Source organism: Pseudooceanicola nitratireducens, from assembly GCF_900109195.1.
Lineage (GTDB): Bacteria > Pseudomonadota > Alphaproteobacteria > Rhodobacterales > Rhodobacteraceae > Pseudooceanicola > Pseudooceanicola nitratireducens.
The window spans coordinates 615,325-635,383 of the sequence record NZ_FNZG01000003.1 but is presented as its reverse complement, the minus strand read 5'-3'; the positions used below and the strand labels follow the sequence as shown (position 1 = coordinate 635,383).

The 20,059-nt window shown below is 65.4% G+C and carries 22 protein-coding genes and 1 riboswitch; of the genes, 19 read left to right on the top strand and 3 right to left on the bottom strand.

The window, feature by feature from the left end:
* The first annotated feature begins 210 nt into the window (after nt 1-210).
* Nucleotides 211-807, top strand: a complete 597-nt coding sequence (locus BMX99_RS13680; protein ID WP_093452820.1) for a GcrA family cell cycle regulator — start codon at nt 211-213, stop codon at nt 805-807.
* A gap of 165 nt (nt 808-972) precedes the next feature.
* Here BMX99_RS13680 and BMX99_RS13675 read toward each other — a convergent pair whose 3' ends face one another.
* Nucleotides 973-1,872, bottom strand: a complete 900-nt coding sequence (locus tag BMX99_RS13675) for an alpha/beta fold hydrolase (RefSeq protein ID WP_175480274.1) — start codon at nt 1,870-1,872, stop codon at nt 973-975.
* Between the two features lie 198 nt (nt 1,873-2,070).
* Nucleotides 2,071-2,147, top strand: a riboswitch (SAM riboswitch).
* Between the two features lie 93 nt (nt 2,148-2,240).
* Here BMX99_RS13675 and BMX99_RS13670 point away from each other — a divergent pair.
* The 15 genes from BMX99_RS13670 to BMX99_RS13605 all read left to right on the top strand — a co-directional run bounded on the left by BMX99_RS13670 (nt 2,241) and on the right by BMX99_RS13605 (nt 13,762).
* A complete protein-coding gene (locus tag BMX99_RS13670; RefSeq protein ID WP_093452815.1) occupies nt 2,241-3,425 on the top strand; it encodes an aminotransferase class V-fold PLP-dependent enzyme in 1,185 nt (394 codons plus the stop codon).
* A gap of 156 nt (nt 3,426-3,581) precedes the next feature.
* On the top strand, nt 3,582-4,673 hold the full coding sequence (gene folE2, locus BMX99_RS13665) for a GTP cyclohydrolase FolE2 (RefSeq protein ID WP_093452812.1): 1,092 nt from the start codon (nt 3,582-3,584) through the stop codon (nt 4,671-4,673).
* Between the two features lie 207 nt (nt 4,674-4,880).
* Nucleotides 4,881-5,705 (top strand): urease accessory protein UreD, encoded by an 825-nt coding sequence (locus BMX99_RS13660; protein WP_244525528.1) that lies wholly within the window; start codon nt 4,881-4,883, stop codon nt 5,703-5,705.
* 1 nt (nt 5,706) lies between these two features.
* Nucleotides 5,707-6,009 (top strand): urease subunit gamma, encoded by a 303-nt coding sequence (locus tag BMX99_RS13655; RefSeq protein ID WP_093452809.1) that lies wholly within the window; start codon nt 5,707-5,709, stop codon nt 6,007-6,009.
* Nucleotides 6,010-6,051: 42 nt separating this feature from the next.
* Nucleotides 6,052-6,180 (top strand): hypothetical protein, encoded by a 129-nt coding sequence (locus BMX99_RS20020; protein WP_280140393.1) that lies wholly within the window; start codon nt 6,052-6,054, stop codon nt 6,178-6,180.
* The gene (locus tag BMX99_RS13650; protein ID WP_093452806.1) at nt 6,177-6,482 is read left to right on the top strand and encodes an urease subunit beta; all 306 of its coding nucleotides are present in this window, start codon (nt 6,177-6,179) and stop codon (nt 6,480-6,482) included. The genes BMX99_RS20020 and BMX99_RS13650 overlap by 4 nt, the downstream gene beginning before the upstream one ends.
* Nucleotides 6,482-6,877 carry a lysozyme inhibitor LprI family protein gene (locus tag BMX99_RS13645; protein WP_093452804.1) on the top strand — a complete coding sequence of 132 codons (396 nt, stop codon included), beginning with the start codon at nt 6,482-6,484 and terminating at the stop codon, nt 6,875-6,877. Before BMX99_RS13650 ends, BMX99_RS13645 begins: the two co-directional genes overlap by 1 nt.
* A gap of 150 nt (nt 6,878-7,027) precedes the next feature.
* The gene (locus BMX99_RS13640) at nt 7,028-7,321 is read left to right on the top strand and encodes a hypothetical protein (RefSeq protein ID WP_093452802.1); all 294 of its coding nucleotides are present in this window, start codon (nt 7,028-7,030) and stop codon (nt 7,319-7,321) included.
* A gap of 73 nt (nt 7,322-7,394) precedes the next feature.
* Nucleotides 7,395-9,104: an urease subunit alpha gene (gene ureC / locus BMX99_RS13635; RefSeq protein WP_093452799.1), complete on the top strand. Its 1,710-nt coding sequence runs from the start codon at nt 7,395-7,397 to the stop codon at nt 9,102-9,104.
* Nucleotides 9,105-9,257: 153 nt separating this feature from the next.
* Complete coding sequence (locus tag BMX99_RS13630) at nt 9,258-9,479, top strand: DUF1127 domain-containing protein (protein ID WP_093452796.1); 222 nt, start codon at nt 9,258-9,260, stop codon at nt 9,477-9,479.
* 34 nt (nt 9,480-9,513) lie between these two features.
* Nucleotides 9,514-10,125, top strand: a complete 612-nt coding sequence (locus BMX99_RS13625) for an urease accessory protein UreE (RefSeq protein WP_093452793.1) — start codon at nt 9,514-9,516, stop codon at nt 10,123-10,125.
* On the top strand, nt 10,115-10,777 hold the full coding sequence (locus BMX99_RS13620) for an urease accessory protein UreF (RefSeq protein WP_093452790.1): 663 nt from the start codon (nt 10,115-10,117) through the stop codon (nt 10,775-10,777). The genes BMX99_RS13625 and BMX99_RS13620 overlap by 11 nt, the downstream gene beginning before the upstream one ends.
* 14 nt (nt 10,778-10,791) lie before the next feature.
* Entirely contained in the window at nt 10,792-11,451 is a 660-nt protein-coding gene (gene ureG, locus BMX99_RS13615; RefSeq protein ID WP_093452787.1) for an urease accessory protein UreG, read from the top strand.
* Nucleotides 11,452-11,660: 209 nt separating this feature from the next.
* A complete protein-coding gene (locus BMX99_RS13610) occupies nt 11,661-13,145 on the top strand; it encodes a TrkH family potassium uptake protein (protein ID WP_244525529.1) in 1,485 nt (494 codons plus the stop codon).
* Nucleotides 13,145-13,762 carry a class I SAM-dependent methyltransferase gene (locus BMX99_RS13605; RefSeq protein WP_093452784.1) on the top strand — a complete coding sequence of 206 codons (618 nt, stop codon included), beginning with the start codon at nt 13,145-13,147 and terminating at the stop codon, nt 13,760-13,762. The genes BMX99_RS13610 and BMX99_RS13605 overlap by 1 nt, the downstream gene beginning before the upstream one ends.
* Nucleotides 13,763-13,784: 22 nt before the next feature.
* On the opposite strand, the gene BMX99_RS13600 is transcribed toward BMX99_RS13605, so the two are convergent.
* Nucleotides 13,785-14,108, bottom strand: a complete 324-nt coding sequence (locus BMX99_RS13600) for a YnfA family protein (RefSeq protein WP_093452781.1) — start codon at nt 14,106-14,108, stop codon at nt 13,785-13,787.
* Nucleotides 14,109-14,223: 115 nt separating this feature from the next.
* Nucleotides 14,224-16,092, bottom strand: a complete 1,869-nt coding sequence (locus tag BMX99_RS13595; protein ID WP_093452778.1) for a trypsin-like peptidase domain-containing protein — start codon at nt 16,090-16,092, stop codon at nt 14,224-14,226.
* Nucleotides 16,093-16,261: 169 nt separating this feature from the next.
* On the opposite strand from BMX99_RS13595, the gene BMX99_RS13590 reads away from it, so the two are divergent.
* The 3 genes from BMX99_RS13590 (at nt 16,262) to glyS (ending at nt 20,029) form a co-directional block, all read left to right on the top strand.
* Nucleotides 16,262-17,206: a glycine--tRNA ligase subunit alpha gene (locus tag BMX99_RS13590; protein WP_093452775.1), complete on the top strand. Its 945-nt coding sequence runs from the start codon at nt 16,262-16,264 to the stop codon at nt 17,204-17,206.
* On the top strand, nt 17,206-17,721 hold the full coding sequence (locus tag BMX99_RS13585; RefSeq protein ID WP_093452772.1) for a DUF6446 family protein: 516 nt from the start codon (nt 17,206-17,208) through the stop codon (nt 17,719-17,721). The genes BMX99_RS13590 and BMX99_RS13585 overlap by 1 nt, the downstream gene beginning before the upstream one ends.
* A 91-nt stretch (nt 17,722-17,812) precedes the next feature.
* Nucleotides 17,813-20,029 (top strand): glycine--tRNA ligase subunit beta, encoded by a 2,217-nt coding sequence (gene glyS / locus BMX99_RS13580; protein ID WP_093452769.1) that lies wholly within the window; start codon nt 17,813-17,815, stop codon nt 20,027-20,029.
* The last annotated feature ends 30 nt before the right edge of the window (nt 20,030-20,059 follow it).

Sequence of the window (20,059 nt, the reverse complement as noted above, 5' to 3'; positions counted from 1 at the left end):
CGTTATAGCCATGAAGCGACCCGGCGCAAGGGGCTGCGACCCGGATCGCACGGAAAGGCGGCGTTTCGATCGGATAGGGCGAATCAGCGCCTTGTATCTCGGAACGAGGTGATTAGAATAAGGCACAACGCAAGGGGGCGGTACGGGTGACGTGCCGCCTTTGGTTCTAAGTGGCCCCGGGGGCTGCGCAGAGTGAAAAGGAAGGCGTCCATGTCCTGGACCGATGAACGTGTCGAGCTGCTGAAGAAGATGTGGACCGAAGGCCAGTCCGCCAGCCAGATCGCGAAAGAGCTGGGCGGGGTGACCCGCAACGCCGTGATCGGCAAGGTGCACCGCCTGGGCCTGTCCAACCGCTCGGGCGGGGGCAGCGCCAGCGCCGCCCCGGCTGCCGCCGCCAAGCCCGAGGCCAAGCCCAAGCCCGCCGCCAAGCCCGCAGCGGCCCCGGCCCCCGCGCCGGAGCCCGAGGTCGAAGAGGACGACGACGAGCCGCGCACCACCTCGGCCGCGCCGCAGGGTGTGCCGTCGCGCAAGGCCATCGTGCCCGCCGGTCAGCCGCTGCCGCCGCAGCCCTCGGCCAACGAGATCAGCCCCGAGGCCCTGGCCAAGGTGAACGCGGTCGAGAAGAAGGCGAAGAAGCTGTCGCTGATGGAGCTGACCGAGCGGACCTGCAAATGGCCCGTCGGCGACCCGGCGACCGAGAAGTTCTGGTTCTGTGGCCTGCCGGTCCAGGCTGGCAAACCCTATTGCGAGGCGCATGTGGGCGTGGCGTTCCAGCCGATGTCCTCGCGCCGTGATCGCCGCCGCTGATCGGGCTGTCCCGTTGTGAGGGTGCTGCGCGCCGGTCCTGAGGGGCGGCGCGGGCGGAAAGGGGGAAGGGGGCTGTCTGCCCCCTTCGGCGCAAATGCCGGGGCATTTGCGCCTACCCCCGAGGATATTTTCGAAAACCAAAGAGATATGTCCGTCAGGCGTTAGTCAGGCGTTGTGTAGGCCGGGTCTGAGGGCTGGCCAGGGGGTGGAGCGGTGTGCCGTTTCCTCAGGCAGCAGCGCACGTAGTGTCACGAGCGGTAGGGGCTGGGACGTGCCGATGAGCGCACGAAAGAGAGGGAAGAGGCCCGGGCGCAGGTAGCTGGACCAGTGGCAGATGCGCGCCTGGGGCGGGGCCAGCGGAAAGCCGTAGTGGCGCAGCGCCGCAAGGGTTGCGGCATCGTGGATCGGCAGGGTCAGCCAGTTGGGCCGCTCCGGCGCGCGCAGGCTGAGCGCGCGGTCGCCGGGGGCGGGGGCGCGGGTGATCAGCTCGAACCCCAGGTCATATGCGCGGTTTTCGCGGGCGGTGATGTGCAGGACCTCGGTCCGGCGTCCGGCAGGGGTGGCCAGCGCGGCCTCGGCACGGCTGGTGTATTCGGCCCCGTTCAGCAGCAGCATCCGGTCGATCCCGCCCGCCGGCAGGTGGCGCAGCGCCGACAGTGCGACACGGGCACCAAGCGAATGGGCCATCACATGCACCCGTCGGCCGGGGCTCTGACCACGCAGCAGCGTGATCAGCCGGGCAAGGGCCAGGCCCGCCTGATCGGCGCGGGCGTAAGCCTTGCGGAAGGCCCCCCGCGCGGGCCAGCCGAAGGCGATCCCAAGGCTGTCGCCAGTGCCGTCGCTGCCCAGCCCGCGCGGCCAGGACAGGGCCTTGCGGCAGCGGTGGTCGGGGCGCAGCGACAGGATGTGGTCATGCGGGCAGTGCCGGGCGTCGCCGGGGGCAAAACGGTAGCCGTGGATCATCACGATCACCGGCCCCGTGCCATTTTGCTGGGCAGATAGCGCTTGGGCCAAAGGGATCTCCGGGGTCCCGTGCAGCGCAATCCCGCCCGTGGTGTCCGTCATGTTGATCCTGAGAATGCCCATCCCAGAGCCCCCTGGTGATCGTGCAACATCTTCATCTTGGGTCAGATTAGGGCGGGGATACGAAACCTTGGTGATGCTTGGGTAACAGCGCTGTGACGCAGGCGGCCTGGGCGGGTCGGCGGCACGGCAAGGGGGCCGATTTCCCACCTCTTGACCCCGGGGGGCGGGCGGCGGTAGACCCTGCGCCGTGGCGATTTGTTGCCGGATTGCGGGCCACGAGAAACATTCCGCTAAAAGGCCAGTCGTCGGGGACCCCCACGCTTGGCCGCGTCTGGGGGTTTTATTTTGGCCGACCCGCCCCCGAAGTGGTTGGCCGCCCGAAAGGGGCAAGTCAGAGGGCGATAGCGATGACGAAGAACACTTGGAACAAACGGACCACCCTGGTGCACGGGGGCGCTCGCCGCTCGCAATATGGCGAGGTGAGCGAGGCGATCTTCCTGACGCAGGGCTTTGTCTATGACAGCGCCGAGGCGGCGGAACAGCGGTTCCAGTCCCTGGGCGAAGACGAATTCATCTATGCCCGCTACGGCAACCCGACCGTGCGCATGTTCGAAAACCGCCTGTCGCAGATCGTCGGATACGAGGACGGCTTTGCCTGCACCAGTGGCATGGCGGCTGTCACCGGCGCGCTGACGGCGCTGCTGAAGGCGGGCGATCACGTGGTGGCGGCGCGGGCGTTGTTCGGGTCGTGCCTTTATGTGCTGGAAGACGTGCTGGGCCGCTTCGGGGTCAAGATCACCCTGGTCGACGGCACCGACAATGCCGCCTGGGAAGAGGCGATCACCGATGAGACCGCGCTGGTCTTTCTGGAAAGCATCTCGAACCCGATGCTCGAGGTTGTGGACCTGCGCCACGTGGTCAAGGTGGCCCATGCCAAGGGCGCGCTGGTTGTGGTTGATGACGCCATGGCGACGCCGATCTTTTCGTACTCGGCCGCTTGTGGCGCGGATCTTTGCGTGATCTCGACCACCAAGCACGTGGACGGGCAGGGGCGGATGCTGGGCGGCATGATCTGCGGGTCCAAGGACCTGATCCGCGGCCCGATCGAAGCTTACATGAAGCACACCGGCGGCGCGATGAACCCCTTCACCGCCTGGGTTCAGCTGAAGTCGATGGACACGATGGACCTGCGCGTGCGGGCGCAGGCGGCATCCGTGCTGAAGATCGCCGAGGCGCTGGACGGCCATCCCAAGCTGAACAGCGTGCGCTATCCGCAGCTGCCCAGCCATCCGCAGCATGACATTGCCATGGCGCAGGGCGAAAGCGGCGGCACCGTGCTGGCCTTCGAGGTGAAGGGCGGCAAGGAAGCCTGCTTCAAATTGCTGAACGCGCTGGAGATCTTCACGATTTCCAACAACTTCGCCGACAGCAAGTCGATCGTGACCCATCCCGCGACCACCACGCACCAGCGTCTGCCGCAGGACCAGAAGGACATCCTGGGCATTTCCGACGGGGCCGTGCGCCTGTCTGTTGGTCTGGAAGACGCGGATGACCTGATCGCCGACCTGATGCAGGCGCTGGACCAGATCTGATCCGGGGCGGGCAGGCCTGAAAATCGCAAATCGCAAACCGGATGGCGGATAAAGTCATCCGGTTTCCGACCCAAAGCGTATCCCCATTTGACCACCGAAAAAGTGGAAATGGGCCATCGGAGGGCCTATATATTGGCCGGACCAAAGGGGGACCGCATGAATATCCATCCGAGCGATATGCAACCCATGCCTGACCGGGACGAGGCGAAGGATGCCCTGGCCCGTCTGCGGCAGTGGGCCTCTGCGGCCTCTGACGCCGAGATCAACGCCCTTGATCCGGCTGTGGCCCGCCTGTTGAACGACAGCGAATATCCTTTGCTGAACCGGGTTTACCCGGCGGACTTCACGTCGGACCCGGCCTATCGCGCGACTCTGCCGGATCTGCAGAACGGGCCGTCGAGCCTGATCCGCGGGGCGCATCGCACGATCCAGCACGTCGGGATTTCCAACTTCCGCCTGCCGATCCGCTACAAGACGCGCGACGGCGGTGAGGTGATGCTGGAAAGCTCGGTCACCGGGACGGTCAGCCTTGAGGCCGACAAGAAGGGCATCAACATGAGCCGCATCATGCGGTCCTTCTATGCCCATGCGGAAAAGACCTTTTCCTTCGAGGTGATCGAAGCCGCGCTTGACGACTACAAATCCGACCTGGAAACGCTGGATGCGCGGATCCAGATGCGGCTGTCCTATCCGCTGCGGGTGCCGTCGCTGCGGTCGGGGCTGTCGGGCTATCAGTATTACGACATCTCGCTGGAACTGGTGGATACCGCCGGGTCGCGCCTGCGGGTGCTGCATCTGGATTACGTCTATTCCTCGACCTGCCCCTGTTCGCTTGAGCTGTCGGAACATGCGCGTGAACAGCGCGGGCAGCTGGCCACGCCGCATTCGCAACGCTCGGTCGCGCGGATTTCCGTTGTGCTGCAGGGGGATGATCCGTTGTGGTTCGAAGACCTGATCGAAATCGCCCGCAAGGCCGTGCCGACGGAAACCCAGGTCATGGTCAAGCGCGAGGATGAACAGGCCTTTGCGGAACTGAACGCCGCCAACCCGATCTTCGTCGAAGACGCCGCGCGGCTGTTTGCGCAGGGGCTTGAGGCGGACGACCGGATCGGCGACTTCCGCGTGGTGGCGAGCCATCAGGAAAGCCTGCATTCCCATGACGCGGTCTCGATTCTGACCGATGGCCCGACGTTCGAGGCCGCCAGCCTGGATCCGCGCCTTTTCGGCACCCTGCATCACGTTAGGTAAGCCTGTGTCGACGGCCCGGTGCTGCCTATGCGCCGGGTCGCTTTGCACGGATTTTGTGCAACTTTCCCCGTGATGCGCGAAATGCGGGCGCGGGGTGAAATTCCCACTCCCCCTTGCGGATGAAGCGGTTAGTCTTCTGGCGATCAGGGGGACGAACCAATCACTGCCGAGCCAAGATTAACGACGCGTGACGGGGCGGGTGCCGCCGTGCCGGTCTGGCCGGCCAAGCCGGCTCAGCAACCGCGCGCGCGGGGGCGGGCCGAGGTTTCGGCGCGGCTTCGCGGCGGGGTGTCGCGGATCGGCGATCTGCATCAGGCGGGGTCCTCCAAGCTGTTGTTTCCGCAGGTCCGGGGGGGCGCGCTTCAGGCGGTGTCGCTCAACACCGCCGGCGGCGTGACCGGGGGCGATCAGTTCCACATGGCGGCGCGGGCCGAGGCGGGCGCGCATCTGGTCATGACCACACAGGCCGCCGAACGGGTCTATCGCGCCCAGCCGGGCGAGGTCGGGCAGGTTCAGACCCGGCTGACCGTGGCGCAGGGCGGGCGGCTGGACTGGCTGCCGCAGGAAACCATTCTTTACAACCACGCCGCGCTGCGCCGCCGGCTGGACGCCGATCTGGCAAGCGACGCCCGGCTGTTGGCGGTGGAGCCGCTGATCCTGGGCCGCGCCGCCATGGGCGAAGTGGTGCAACAGGCGCAGTTCCGCGATTGCTGGCGCATCCGGCGCGATGGCGCGCTGGTCTTTGCCGACAACCTATCGCTTTCCGGTGACGTGCAGGCGCTGATGGCGCGCAGCGGCACCGGGGGCGGGGCGGGTGCGCTGGCCTCACTTCTGCTGGTGGACCCGGACGCGGATCTTTACCTAGACCGCCTGCGTGATGCGATCGGCGGACAGGGCGGGGCCAGCATGATCCGGCCCGGCGTGCTGTTCGCGCGGGTGCTGGGCAGTGACGGTTTCGATCTTCGCCGGGCGCTGATCCCGGCGGTACAGGCGCTTTCGGGCGCGGATATTCCCAAGACATGGATGCTCTGACATGCAACTGACCCCCAGAGAAAAGGACAAGCTTCTGATCGCCATGGCGGCCGAGGTCGCGCGCAAGCGCCTGGCCCGCGGCGTGAAGCTGAACCACCCAGAGGCGATCGCGCTGATCACCGACTACGTGGTCGAAGGTGCGCGCGACGGCAAATCCGTCGCCATGCTGATGCAGGAAGGCGCGCAGGTGATCACCGTCGATCAATGCATGGAGGGCATCGCCGAGATGATCCACGAAGTGCAGGTCGAGGCGACCTTTCCCGACGGCACCAAGCTGGTGACCGTTCATAACCCGATCCGCTGAATGATCCGTTAACGACCCTGTCAAAACCCGAGGGAGGGTAACATGCAGAAGTTGATCCAGAAAATCGCACGAGTTTTGCGCGGGGCCCTGGCCCCGGCCCCCCGGCCGATCGCCATCCGGGTCGAGGCGCGCCGCCCGAATGACCCGTTCATGAAAGGCCCGCGCCGATGATCCCCGGTGAAATTCTTCCCGCCGAGGGCACGATCGAGCTGAACGCAGACCGCGAGGCGATCACCCTGATGGTCGCCAATACCGGCGACCGCCCGGTGCAGGTCGGATCGCATTACCATTTCGCCGAGGCCAACCCGTCGCTGGATTTCGACCGCGCCGCCGCCCGCGGCATGCGTCTGGATATCGCCGCCGGCACCGCCGTCCGGTTCGAACCGGGCCAGCGGCGCGAGGTCAACCTGATCCCCGTTAGTGGCAAGCGCGAGATCTATGGCTTCAACCAGCAGGTCATGGGCGGGCTGTGATGCGGGGCCTTCGGATCGCCATTCTGTCGCTGATCGGGCTGGCCCCCGCGCTGCCTGCGCTGGCGCTGGATTGCAGCCAGCCGATGACGCAGCGTGACATGAACCAATGTGCTCAGCTAGCCTATGAGGCCGCGGATCGCGATCTGAACGCGGCCTACCAGGTCGCCATGGCGCGGGCGAAATCCTGGGACATGGCCGACACGCGCGGCCCGCGCGCGACCGACACCTTGCGGGATGCGCAACGCAGCTGGATCAGCTTTCGCGATGCGGCCTGCCTTGCGGAATCGCTGCGGTATCGGGGTGGGTCGATGCAGGGCATGGAATATTCCCGCTGCCTGGAAAAGCTGACCCGCCGCCGGACCGATGACCTGAACTACCTGGGGGCGGAATACTGATGGCCTCCTGCTGCCTTTCTTCCGGTTTTCCCGCCCCGCGCCTGTCATCCGCGCAGGAATGGGCGGAAGCTGGCCGGCCTTCGGGCAAGGCGCTTTCCTTTTATGCTGCGCTGCGGCATTCTGAGGGCGCGCGTCACCGGAGGATCGGTCATGGTTACCCCCACGGAATTTGCCTTTCGCACCGGCTGGGCCCTTTGGCGGCTGGGCTGGGAAGCGCAGATCGTCATGGCCTATCGCATGGCCGGGCTGGTCGGCGCGGTGCCGCTTCCCCCCGGAGAGACGAGCCGCATGGTGGACGAGAAGGTCAAGGCCTTCACCGACGCGGCAATCGACGGCAGCTGGGCGCTGGCCTCGGGAAAATCGTTGGACGTGGCCACCCGCGCGGCGATGAAACCGGTGCAGCGGCGCGTGTCGTCCAACAAGCGGCGGCTGACGCGGCGCTGATCGCGGCTGTCCTCAACCAATTCAACTTACAAGACAAAAACGCCTTTGGGCGACAAATCAAGGAGTCCTGCTGATGGCGACCCGGATCCCCCGTGCCGATTATGCGGCGATGTTCGGCCCCACCACCGGCGACCGTGTCCGGCTGGCCGATACCGACCTGATCATCGAGGTCGAGCGTGACCTGACCACCTATGGAGAAGAGGTGAAGTTCGGTGGCGGCAAGGTGATCCGTGACGGCATGGGCCAGGCCCAGACCACCCGTGCGGACGGCGCTGTGGACACTGTGATCACAAATGCGCTGATCCTTGACTACACCGGCATCTACAAGGCCGACGTCGGATTGAAAGACGGCCGGATCCACAAGATTGGCAAGGCCGGCAACCCCGATACCCAGCCCGGCGTCGACATCATCGTTGGTCCGGGAACCGAGGCGATCGCGGGCGAGGGCAAGATCCTGACCGCTGGCGGGTTCGACAGCCACATCCATTTCATCTGCCCGCAACAGATTGAAGACGCGCTGCATTCCGGCCTGACCACCATGCTGGGCGGCGGCACGGGCCCGGCCCATGGCACGCTGGCCACCACCTGTACGCCGGGGCCCTGGCACATCGGGCGGATGCTGCAGGCGGCGGATGGGTTCGCGATGAACCTGGCCTTCGCGGGCAAGGGCAATGCCTCGCTTCCCGCAGCGCTTGAAGAACAGATCAAGGCCGGTGCCTGCGCGATGAAGCTGCACGAGGACTGGGGCACCACTCCGGCGGCCATCGATTGCTGTCTGTCGGTCGCGGATGATTATGACGTGCAGGTGATGATCCACACCGACACGCTGAACGAATCCGGCTTTGTCGAGAATACGGTGAAGGCGATGAAGGGCCGGACCATCCACGCCTTCCACACCGAAGGGGCGGGGGGCGGTCATGCGCCTGACATCATCCGCATCTGTGGCGAAGAACACGTGCTGCCGTCCTCGACCAACCCGACGCGGCCCTTCACCGTCAACACGATCGACGAACACCTGGATATGCTGATGGTCTGCCATCACCTGGACAAGTCGATCCCCGAAGACGTCGCCTTTGCTGAATCGCGCATCCGCCGCGAAACCATTGCGGCAGAAGACATTCTGCACGACATGGGGGCGTTTTCGATCATCGCGTCCGACAGCCAGGCCATGGGCCGCGTGGGAGAGGTGATCATCCGCACCTGGCAGACCGCCGACAAGATGAAGAAACAGCGCGGCCGCCTGGCCGAGGAAACGGGCGACAACGACAATGCCCGCGTCAAACGCTATGTGGCCAAGTACACGATCAACCCCGCCATCGCCCACGGCCTGTCGCATCAGATCGGCTCGATCGAGGAAGGCAAACGCGCGGACCTGGTCTTCTGGTCGCCTGCCTTCTTTGGGGTGAAGCCGGAAATCGTGCTGATCGGCGGCATGATCGTGGCGGCGCAGATGGGCGATCCCAATGCCTCGATCCCGACGCCGCAGCCGGTCTATACCCGTCCGATGTTCGGGGCCTATGGGCGCGCGGTGGAAAACTCGGCCGTCACTTTCGTCTCGGCCGCCGCCCAGGCGGAAGGTGTGCGCGACAAATTCGGCCTGGCCAAGGAAACCGTTGCGGTGCTGAACACCCGTAATATCGGCAAGCGGGATCTGAAGCTGAACGACGCCCTGCCGCATATCGAGGTGAACCCCGAAACCTACGAAGTCCGCGCCGACGGAGAGCTGCTGACCTGCGAACCGGCCAAGGTCCTGCCGATGGCGCAACGCTATTTCATGTTCTGACCATGGCTTGTGATCACAAAATTTCGCCAAATCCTCGCCGCGTTGCAGCAATTGCATGGCGGCCTTGCCGGATTGGTTCTGGTTTGGTCGCCAGTACTGACCTAACTTCAGAGCAAGGGAGGAAACCGGAACACAAATTGATCGAGGTTTCCAATGGCAAACGTAACGACTCACATCGCAGACGCCGGCATCCGTGGCGGTTTCTACAACTTCTTCCAGGCCTTCGGCCGTGGCATGACCGCCTACATGGAACGCCGCTCGCGTGCCGACCAAGTTGCTGCGCTGAACGCAAAATCCGACGCCGAACTGGCCAAGCTGGGCATCACCCGCGACGGCATTCCGGCCTACGTCTTCCGCGATCTCTTCTACGTCTGAGATCGCTTAAGACACAGCTGCGGGGCGTGGCGGCATGAGCCGCCCGCCCGTTGCACACAAGGTCCTGCGCGCCGATGCGCTGGCAGGGCAGGTGGCCCGGGATACGGTCACCCTGGATTACGAAGCACGCTTTTTGCGCCGCAAAAGCCTGCTGACCGACGATGGGCTTCGGTTCCTTGTCGACCTTTCCGAAACACTGTCGCTGGAACATGGCGATTGTTTCGTGATCTCTGGCGATCCCTCTGATGATGCCTCTAGTGATACTGGCACACCTGTGCTGATCGAAGTCCGCGCCGCGGATGAGGCGCTGATCGCCGTCACTGGCCGCGACCTGGTGCGCCTGGCCTGGCATATCGGCAACCGTCACACCCCCTGTCAGATCGAACCCGACCGCCTGCTGATCCGGCAGGACAAGGTCATGGCCGACATGCTGCACCGTCTTGGCGCGGATGTGGCGGATGTCATCGCGCCCTTCCGTCCCGAGGGCGGGGCCTATGGGCTGGGCCGGACCCACGGCCACGACCACAGCCACGTGCATGTGCATGTCGGACACGGGCATTCGCATGATCATGACCACGATCACGACCATGACCACGGCGACGGCGATGGCGACGGCGATGAGGACGGGGTGAAGGATGACCTCTGACACTGCTGTCACTGATCCGGCGTTGATCCTGCATCAATGGTTGTCCCCGGCCTTTCCGGTCGGTGCGTTTTCCTATTCCCACGGGCTTGAGACCGCGGTGGCCAGCGATCAGATCCGCGACGCCGCGTCCACGCGCGACTGGATCGAGGATGCGCTGCAACACGGGGCAGGGCAGGCCGATGCCATCCTTCTGGCCGCCGCCTGGCATGCGCCCGACCGCGATGCCCCTGACGAAGACCTGGCCGAGCTGGCCCGCGCGCTTGCCCCCTCGGCCGAGCGTCTGTTGGAGGCCGACCGCATGGGCGCAGCCTTTGCCGGGGCGGTGCGGGCGCTGTACGGGATCGACATGGCGGATGCGCCCTATCCGGTGGCCTTCGGGCGTGCCGCGCGGGCGCTGAACCTGCCGTTGCCGCTGTGCCTGACGCTCTTCGTGCAGGCCTTCGTGGCCAATCTGGTGTCCGCCGCCGTGCGGCTGGTGCCGCTTGGTCAGACCGATGGCCAGCGCATCACCCATGCGCTGTCGCCGCTGATCGCGCAGGTCGCCACCCGGGCGCAGCCGGGCGAGGTCGATCAGATCGGCAGCGCCGCTTTTGCCGTGGACATCGCCTCCATGCGGCACGAAACCCTTGTCACCCGCCTGTTCCAGAGCTGAGGAAAGGACATCCCATGAACTCTCCCCATGGTCCGCTGCGTGTTGGTCTTGGTGGCCCGGTCGGGGCCGGCAAGACGACGCTGACCGCCGCCCTGTGCCGCGCCCTGCGCGATCAGCTGTCGATGGCCGTCGTCACCAACGACATCTACACGCGCGAGGATGCGGATGCGCTGACGCGGATGCAGGCGCTGCCCTCGGACCGGATTCGCGGCGTGGAAACAGGCGGTTGCCCCCATACGGCGATCCGCGAGGATGCTTCGATCAACCTGGCGGCCATCGCCGATCTGAACGCCACCTTCGACGACCTGGACCTGATCCTGGTGGAATCGGGGGGCGACAACCTGTCTGCGACCTTCTCTCCGGAACTGGTGGACATGACGATCTATGTCATCGACGTCGCCGCCGGGGAAGAGATCCCGCGCAAGGGCGGGCCGGCGATCACCCGGTCGGACATCCTTGTGATCAACAAGATGGACCTGGCGCCCTACGTCGGGTCCGATCTGGGCGTGATGGAGCGGGACGCAAGCGTGCAGCGCGGCGCGCGGCCCTTCGTTTTCACCAACCTCAAGACGGGTGCCGGTCTGGACCGGGTGCTGACCCTGCTGGCCGAGATCGGCGGGCTGGACATCCGCCTGCCGCAGGGCGCGCCGGACACGGCGAAAGAAACCGCCTGACATTCCCGGCCGAACCCCCTATGGATCGCCGCCAGCGGGATCGGCCTTGGGGTGCGCCCTTGGGGTGGGCCATCTGGCCCGGCCCCGCATTCCAGGCTTGCCTTTGGCCGGCCTTCGGGCCCAGTGTCGGGGGCCAAGGGGCCGCTTGTGCGACCCGACATCCGACCCGCCGTTTCCAGCCCGGTCCCCGGGCGACAAGGTGATCTGACGTGACTGCCCTTTCCCCCCCGCGCCGCCATCGCAGCTTTATCGACCTTCGCCCGATCGGCTATGTGATCGGCCTTCTGGTCGCCTGTCTTGGCCTGACCATGCTGCTGCCCCTGGCCGTCGACATCGCGGAAGGGCGTGGCCACTGGCCTGCCTTTGCCGAAAGCGCGATCCTGACCTTTGCCATCGGCGGGCTGACCGCGCTGTCGTGCCAGAACGGCAACGAAGAGGGGCTGACCCTGCAGCAGACCTTCCTGCTGACCACGGGCGTCTGGGCGACGCTGCCGATGTTCGGTGCGCTGCCCTTCATGCTGGGGGATACCAACGCCAGCTTCACAGACGCCTTTTTCGAGGCGATGTCAGGCATGACCACCACCGGATCCACCGTGTTTTCCGGCCTTGATACGATGCCGCGCGGGATCCTGCTGTGGCGGGGTATCCTGCAATGGCTGGGCGGCATCGGCATCATCGTCGTGGCCATGGTTTTCCTGCCGGAACTTCGGGTCGGCGGGATGCAGGTCTTCCGGTCGGAAGCCTTTGAAACCATGGGCAAGATCCTGCCGCGCGCCACGACGATCGCGGCGCAGATCTCGGTCGTTTACGTGGCGCTGACGGTGGCCTGCGCGCTGACCTACCTGTTCCTGGGCATGGATCCTTTCGACGCCTCGGTGCATGCGCTGACGACGATTTCGACCGGCGGGTTTTCGACGCGGGATGCATCCTTCGGGGCCTTCGCGGGGCCGATGGAATATGCGGCCTCGGTCTACATGGTCCTCGCGGCGCTGCCCTTCGTGCGCTACGTGCAGCTGCTGAACGGCAACCGGCGGGCGATCTTCACCGACAGCCAGGTGCGCGCCTTCATCTATACGATCGGGGCCTTTGTCGGCGTGACCTTCCTGTCGCTGCTGCACATCTTCCCCAACCACTGGGAACAATCGCTGCGCGAGGCGCTGTTCAACATCATCTCGATCATGTCGGGCACCGGCTTTGCCAGCGTCGATTACATGGGCTGGGGCCCCTTCGTGATAACGATCTTCTTCTTCGTGGGCCTGGTCGGGGGCTGCGCGGGATCGACGGCCTGTTCGGTCAAGATCTTCCGCTACCAGATCCTGTTTGCGGCCATCCGCACGCAGATCAAACGCATCCACCTGCCGCACGGGCGGTTTTCGCCCAAGTTCGACGGGCGGCCGATTTCGCAGGACGTCATGGGATCGGTCATGTCCTTCTTCGTGTTTTTTGTGGTTTCGGTCGGGCTTCTGGCCGTGGCGCTGGCGCTGACGGGGCTGGATTTCACAACCTCGATTTCGGGCGCGGCGACGGCGATTGCCAACATCGGCCCGGGGCTGGGGGACATCATCGGCCCGGCGGGCAACTTTGGCCCTCTGAACGACACCGCGAAATGGCTGCTGGCCGTCGGCATGCTCTGCGGCCGGTTGGAGCTGATGGTGGTCTACGCCATCCTGACGGTCCAGTTCTGGCGGGCGTGATGCGCCGCGCGCCGCCGGATCACCAGGCTATCTATAACCGCAACGCGGGTTATTTCGCCGATCGCAGGCGCGGCAGCGTGATGGAGCGGGGCTGGATTTCACGGTTCGCCGAAGCACTGCCCCCGGGCGGAGAGGTGCTGGACCTGGGCTGCGGCTGCGGGTTGCCCAATGCGGCGGCGCTTCTGGATCGCGGGCTGCGGGTCACCGGGCTGGATTTCTCGGACCGTCTTCTGGCCATCGCGGAACAAGAGCTTCCGCAGGGCCGCTGGCTGCAGGGGGACATGCGCCGTCTGAACCTGGGGCAGAGCTTCGACGGCATCCTGGGCTGGCATTCCTTCTTCCATCTGACCGAGGCCGAGCAGCGCGCGCTGCTGCCGCGCATCGCCGCCCATCTGAAGCCCGGCGGCTGGCTGATGCTGACCGTGGGCCATATTCCGGGCGAAGCCTGGGGGCACGTGGGCGAGGATGAGGTCTTTCACGCCAGTTTAAGCGAGACCGACTATCGCGCGATCCTGCTGGCCCATGGGCTGAGCGTGGTGGATTTCGTACGCCAGGATCCGCTGTGCGGGCTGGCAACGATCCTTCTGGCGCAGAAGGCGGGCAAGGCGGGCGGATAAGTCCCCGGATCCGGGGGCTGGGTCAGCCCGCGCGCGGGCCCCATAGGATCAGACCCGCCCCGCACAGACAAAGCGCCGCGCCGGTCAAATCCCAGCTGTCGGGGCGCTGCCCCTCGACCAGCCAGAGCCAGGCCAGCGAGGTCGCGATATAGACCCCGCCATAGGCCGCAAAGGCGCGTCCCGCCGCATCCGCAGGGCTAAGCGACAAGATCCAGGCAAAGGCCATCAGGCAGGCAAGGCCGGGGATCAGCCACAGCGCGGATTGGTCCTGACGCCACCAGGCCCAGACTGCAAAGCAGCCGGCGATCTCGGCCAGGGCGGCCAGAAGGTAAAGAGGCAGGGTCATGCCGGGCTCCGCTTCGGACGGTCAGGGGCGGGGAAGGCCCCAAAAGCACGAAACGGCCGCCTGGGCCGTTTCGAAGTGGTTTGCAATCACCGCTGGTCTGCCGTGGCCAAAAGGATCATTCCCAGCAGGACACCAGCGCGGTGACGTTCATGCCGACGCGGTTCACGTCCTCCGGGGCCAGGCTTGCATCGGGGTTGCCGGCCAGGGCCGACAGCCCGGCCTTGCCCAGCAGGTCGACCAGCACGCTGCTGTCGACGGCAAAGCTGACACCGGGGGGCAGCTGGCGGCCATCGGCGCTGGCCGGGCGCAGCATGCCGATCACCGACCCGGACTGGTCGATCACCGGGCCACCGGCGTCACCGGAGAGCGACGAGATCGACAGACGTTCCACCCAGGTCTCGCCCGAAAGGCCCTGAAGCTCTTCGACGCGGCCAAAGTTCAGCGTCGGTGCGGACAGGCGGCCCTCGTAGGGATAGCCGGCGGCGGCGACTTCGCCCTGCAGGCGCGGGGCGGTGGTGGCGAACCGTGCCACGCCCAGGGGGGCGACACGGTCGACCGGTTTCAGAAGGGCAATGCCGGTGGTCTCATCCTGGGCCAGAACCTCGGCGTCGACCTTGTTGTCCAGGGTGATGCGGCCGCATTGCGCCACCGCCTCCAGGGTCGTCAGGGCATGGCCCGTGTCGCTGACGTAGAAGCCCGAGCGCGACATCACCGGCTTGCGGATCTCAAGACCCGAAAGCAGGTCGATGCTTTGTGCGTCGTCGGCGCCCATGGCGCTTGGCATGACCTGACCGACCACGCGCTCAAAGCTTTTCTGCATCTCGCCAAGAAGGCGGGTGCGGCGTTCCTCGTCCCCCGAGGGCCAGACCAGCACCCAGCCCTTGATGCGGCCGTTCTGCAGCGTCACCTCGGTATGGGACACGATGCGGGCGTTTTCACCAACGATGGTGAAGCCGTCGCTGCGACGTTCGCGGGGGCCGTCGGTCGGGATGATTTCCAGCGTCTGCAGGATGTCATACAGGCCAAACAGCGTCTTCTGGTCGCCTTCCTGGGAAATCAGCACGACGCGGGCGTCGATGTCGCCGGTCGGTTCGTAATGGGCAAAGGGGGCTTCATAGCGGTCGAAGGCCACGGCCCCCATGGGCAGGACCATCTGGATGCCGGCGGTCTGGTCGGTGACCATCTGCAGGTCCAGCCCTTCCAGGATGGCGTTGTACTGGCGCAGCAGGGCCGCGCGCTGGCGGGTGGTCAAGACGCCGGTGGCCTCATAGCCGTTCTGCGACTGCCAGCCTGCCATGGAGCCGCGCGTGCCGCGGCCAAAGGCACCGTCGATGGCGCTGTCGTAGAAACCGGCCCATTTCAGCGCGACCTGAAGCTGCATCCGTTCTTCCCGGGTCAGCAGGGATTCGCTGCGGCGTGCCTCGGCCGGGGTTTCCTCGGGTTCGGGGGCGGGCTGGGGGGCAGGGGTGACGACGGGCTGAACCTGGTCCTGCACCTGCTGTTGCGGCTGCGGGGCGGGTTCGGCCGTGGGCTGATCCTCGGCCAGCTGTTCCGCCAAGGCCTCGGCCAGTTCCTCGGTCTGCGCCTCTTCGGCCACCTGCTGACCCTGCGGGCCAGTCACGGCGGGCGTGTTCAGCGCATCGCCACCACGGGGCCAGAACTGCTGACGGAAGGCCGAGGGCTGGGCGATATAGCTGTCGCGCGGGATCGCGCCTTCCGACCGCAGGACCTGCAGCACGCGGCCTGCATCTTCCCGCGAATAGGGGCCAAGCGCGATACCGTACCAGCCGCCGCCAAGCGAAAAACCGTTCACGTCCTGAAGCCGGTCGGCATAGCCGCGGATCGCATCCTCGGCCAGGGCCAGAGAGGGCTGCGCCTCGATCTGGACCCAGACGGTTTCCGCGTCCTGCGCGCGTAGATCCGTGACCTGCACATGTGTCAAAAGTACCAATGCGCATGCCACGCGCGAAATGAAACGGACCATAAAAACGCCTCTGCCCAGTGTTCTTGTCTTTTCCTCCGGGCGACTTTTATCAAAAACACGGGGTCATGCACCCAAATAATGCGTTATCGCCAGATTGACCGCATCGTCAGATTGACCCCGGTGCGGCGCGCTCGTAGGACAGGGCCGCCGACCGGACAAAGGACGCGACATGGCCCAGACGACAGACACGCCCCGTTCCTTCCAGGAGATCATCCTGAGACTTCAGGCCTATTGGGCCTCGAAAGGCTGCGCGATCATGCAGCCCTATGACATGGAAGTGGGGGCCGGGACGTTCCACCCCGCAACGACGCTGCGCTCTCTCGGGTCGAAGCCCTGGGCGGCGGCCTACGTTCAGCCCTCGCGCCGTCCGACCGATGGCCGCTATGGCGAGAACCCGAACCGTCTGCAGCATTATTATCAGTACCAGGTGCTGATCAAACCCTCGCCGCCGGACCTGCAGGACCTGTATCTTGGTTCGCTGGCCGCGATCGGCATCGACATGGAGATGCACGACATCCGCTTTGTCGAGGATGACTGGGAAAGCCCGACGCTTGGCGCCTGGGGCCTGGGCTGGGAAGTCTGGTGCGACGGCATGGAAGTGTCGCAGTTCACCTATTTCCAGCAGGTCGGCGGCCACGACTGCCACCCCGTCTCGGGCGAGCTGACCTATGGTCTGGAACGTCTGGCGATGTATGTGCTGGGCGTGGATCACGTGATGGACATGCCTTTCAACGATCCGCAGGCGCCGATTGCGCTGAGCTATGGCGATGTCTTCCGCCAGACCGAACAGGAATATTCCCGCTGGAACTTTGACGTCGCCAACACGGAGGTGCTGTTGAAGCACTTCGAAGAGGCCGAGGCCGAATGCGAGGCGATCCTGGCGCAGGCCCACGACGATCCCAAGACCGGCAAGCGCATCGTCATGGCGCATCCCGCCTATGACCAGTGCATCAAGGCCAGCCATCTGTTCAACCTGCTGGACGCGCGCGGCGTGATTTCCGTCACCGAACGCCAGGCCTATATCGGCCGGGTGCGGGCGCTTGCGAAGAAATGCGCCGATGCCTTCGTGCAGACGGATGCCGGTGGCTGGGTGGCCGGTGAGGTCACCGCCTGATGGGCAAGTTCCTGGCCGCCCTGATCGTGATCTGTGCCGTCGGCGGCGGCGGTCTGCTGTATTACCTGCAGGTCTACGGCTATTACGAGACCATCGTGCCGACCGGAGAGGACGTGATCCTGACCGACCTCACCGGGGCCGAGGATCTGGTGACCTATGCCGATTTCCAGGCCATCGACGCCTATTCCTCGCCGATCCGCTATCGCGCCTGTTTCACCACCGACGTGACCGGCGCGGCGCTGGACAGCTATCAGCCCTATCCCGATGCCGAACCGCTGGAAGCTCCGGGCTGGTTCGACTGCTATGACGCAGATGAAATCGGGGCGGCGCTTGAAGATGGCCGGGCTCGCGCCGTGCTGTCGGTTAAGAACTATGTCTATGGTGTCGACCGCGTGGCCGCGATATTCCCGGATGGGCGCGGTTATGTCTGGCACCAGATCAACCATTGCGGAAAGGTCGTTTTCGATGGCCGTCCCGCCCCCGAGGGCTGCCCCCCGCCGCCCTCCGAAAACTGAATGTGACTGAACTGACCCGGCCCAATCGGCCGGATCTGCAATTGCCGTTGCCGCGGCTGACCTGATAGAACGACACGTCGAAAGCGATGATATGCCCGACCTTCTGATCGAACTCTTCTCTGAAGAAATCCCCGCCCGGATGCAGGCGCGCGCCGCGCAGGACCTCAAGGCGCGGATGACGGACGGTCTGGTCGAGGCCGGTCTGACCTATGCCGGGGCCGCCGCCTTCCACACGCCGCGCCGGCTGGCTTTGGCCGTGGACGGGCTGCTCGATGCCTCTCCGACGCTGCGTGAGGAACGTAAAGGCCCGCGCGTCGATGCGCCGGAAAAGGCGATTGAAGGCTTCCTGCGCGGGGCCGGCGTCGCGCGCGAGGATCTGAAGGTTCAGGACGACAAGAAGGGCCAGGTCTATGTCGCCGTGATCGAGAAGGCCGGTCGCCCGGCGGCCGAGATCGTCGCCGAGGTGCTGACATCGGTTATTCGCAATTTCCCCTGGCCCAAATCCATGCGTTGGGGTGCCGGTAGTCTGAAATGGGTAAGGCCGCTGCATTCGATCGTCTGCGTTCTGACGACAGAAGCCGGCGCCGAAGTGGTGCCTTTGAACATTGACGGCATCGCCTCGGGTGACCGGACGGCGGGGCATCGGTTCCACGCGCCGGATCGCTTTACCGTCACCGGGTTCGAAGATTACGCCGCCAAGCTGAAGCGCGCCCATGTGGTGCTGGACGCGCAGGAGCGCGCCGATCACATCTGGCAGGACGCCACCAACATGGCGTTCGCCGCCGGCCTTGAGGTTGTCGAGGACAAGGGCCTTCTGGCCGAGGTCTCGGGCCTGGTCGAATGGCCGGTCGTCCTGATGGGCGACATCGGCGCGGAATTCCTGGGCCTGCCGCCCGAGGTGCTGCAGACCTCGATGAAGGAACACCAGAAGTTCTTCTCGGTCCGCAATCCCAAGACGGGCCGGATCGAGAAGTTCATCACCGTGGCCAACCGCGAAACCCGCGACAATGGCGCGACGATCCTGGCGGGCAACCAGAAGGTGCTGGCGGCGCGTCTGTCGGATGCGCGGTTCTTCTGGGAAAACGACCAGCGCGTCGCCAAGGCGGGCATGGGCGAATGGCAGGACAGCCTGAACAACGTGACCTTCCACAACCAGCTGGGCAGCCAGGGCGAACGCATCGACCGCATCGCCGCGCTGGCGCGGGAAATCGCGCCCATGGTCGGTGCGGATGCGGCGCTGGCCGAACAGGCCGCGCGGGTGGCCAAGGCCGATCTGTCGTCGGAAATGGTCTATGAATTCCCCGAACTTCAGGGGCTTATGGGTCGCTATTACGCTCAGGCCGCGGGCTTCCCCGACGAGGTCGCCGCCGCCGCGCAAGAGCATTATTCGCCGCTTGGCCCGTCGGACGACGTGCCCTCGGCCCCGGTGTCTGTCGCCGTGGCGCTGGCCGACAAGATCGACCTGCTGACAGGCTTCTGGTCGATCGACGAAAAGCCGACGGGATCGAAGGACCCCTTTGCGCTGCGCCGTGCCGCGCTTGGGGTGATCCGCCTGGTTCTGAACAACAATCTGCGTCTGCGCCTGGACCGTCTGTTCGATGCGCAGATCCTGCGTCACCGGATCAATCCCGATGGCACCAGCGACCGCGCCCTGCTGGACGAGCTGCTGCAGAAGGTCGCCGATCACGGTGTCATCGGCGCGGCCTTCCGGTCGGTCCTGGATCAGGTCGAAAACAAACCCGCCTGGGTCGAGAAGATCACCGCGCACAAGCCCGACCTTTCGGACGACCTGCTGGCGTTTTTCCATGACCGGCTCAAGGTTTACCTGCGCGACGAAGGGCTGCGGCACGATGTGATCGACGCCTGTCTGGCGATGCCCGGCGCGGATGATCTGTCGCTTCTGGTCAAGCGCGCGCAGGCCCTGGGGAGCGTGCTGGCGACCGAGGATGGCGAGAACCTGGTGCAGGGCTTCAAGCGCGCCAACAACATCCTGGCCCAGGCCGAGGAAAAGGATGGCGTGTCCTATGAATTCGGCGCGGATCCCAAGTTCGCCGAGGACGCCAGCGAAACCGCGCTGTTCAACGCGCTGACCGCCGCCAAGCCGCAGATCGACGCCGCCATCGAGGCCGAGGATTTCAACGCCGCGATGGAGGCCCTGGCCGCCCTGCGCGCCCCGATCGACGCCTTCTTCACGGCCGTCCAGGTCAATTCCGACAACCAGGTCGTGCGCCGCAACCGTCTGAACCTGCTGCACACGATCCGCGAAACCTGCCTCAAAGTCGCCGATCTGACCAAGCTGGAAGGCTGAGCGATCTGAATATCTTAGGGGAAGGGGGGC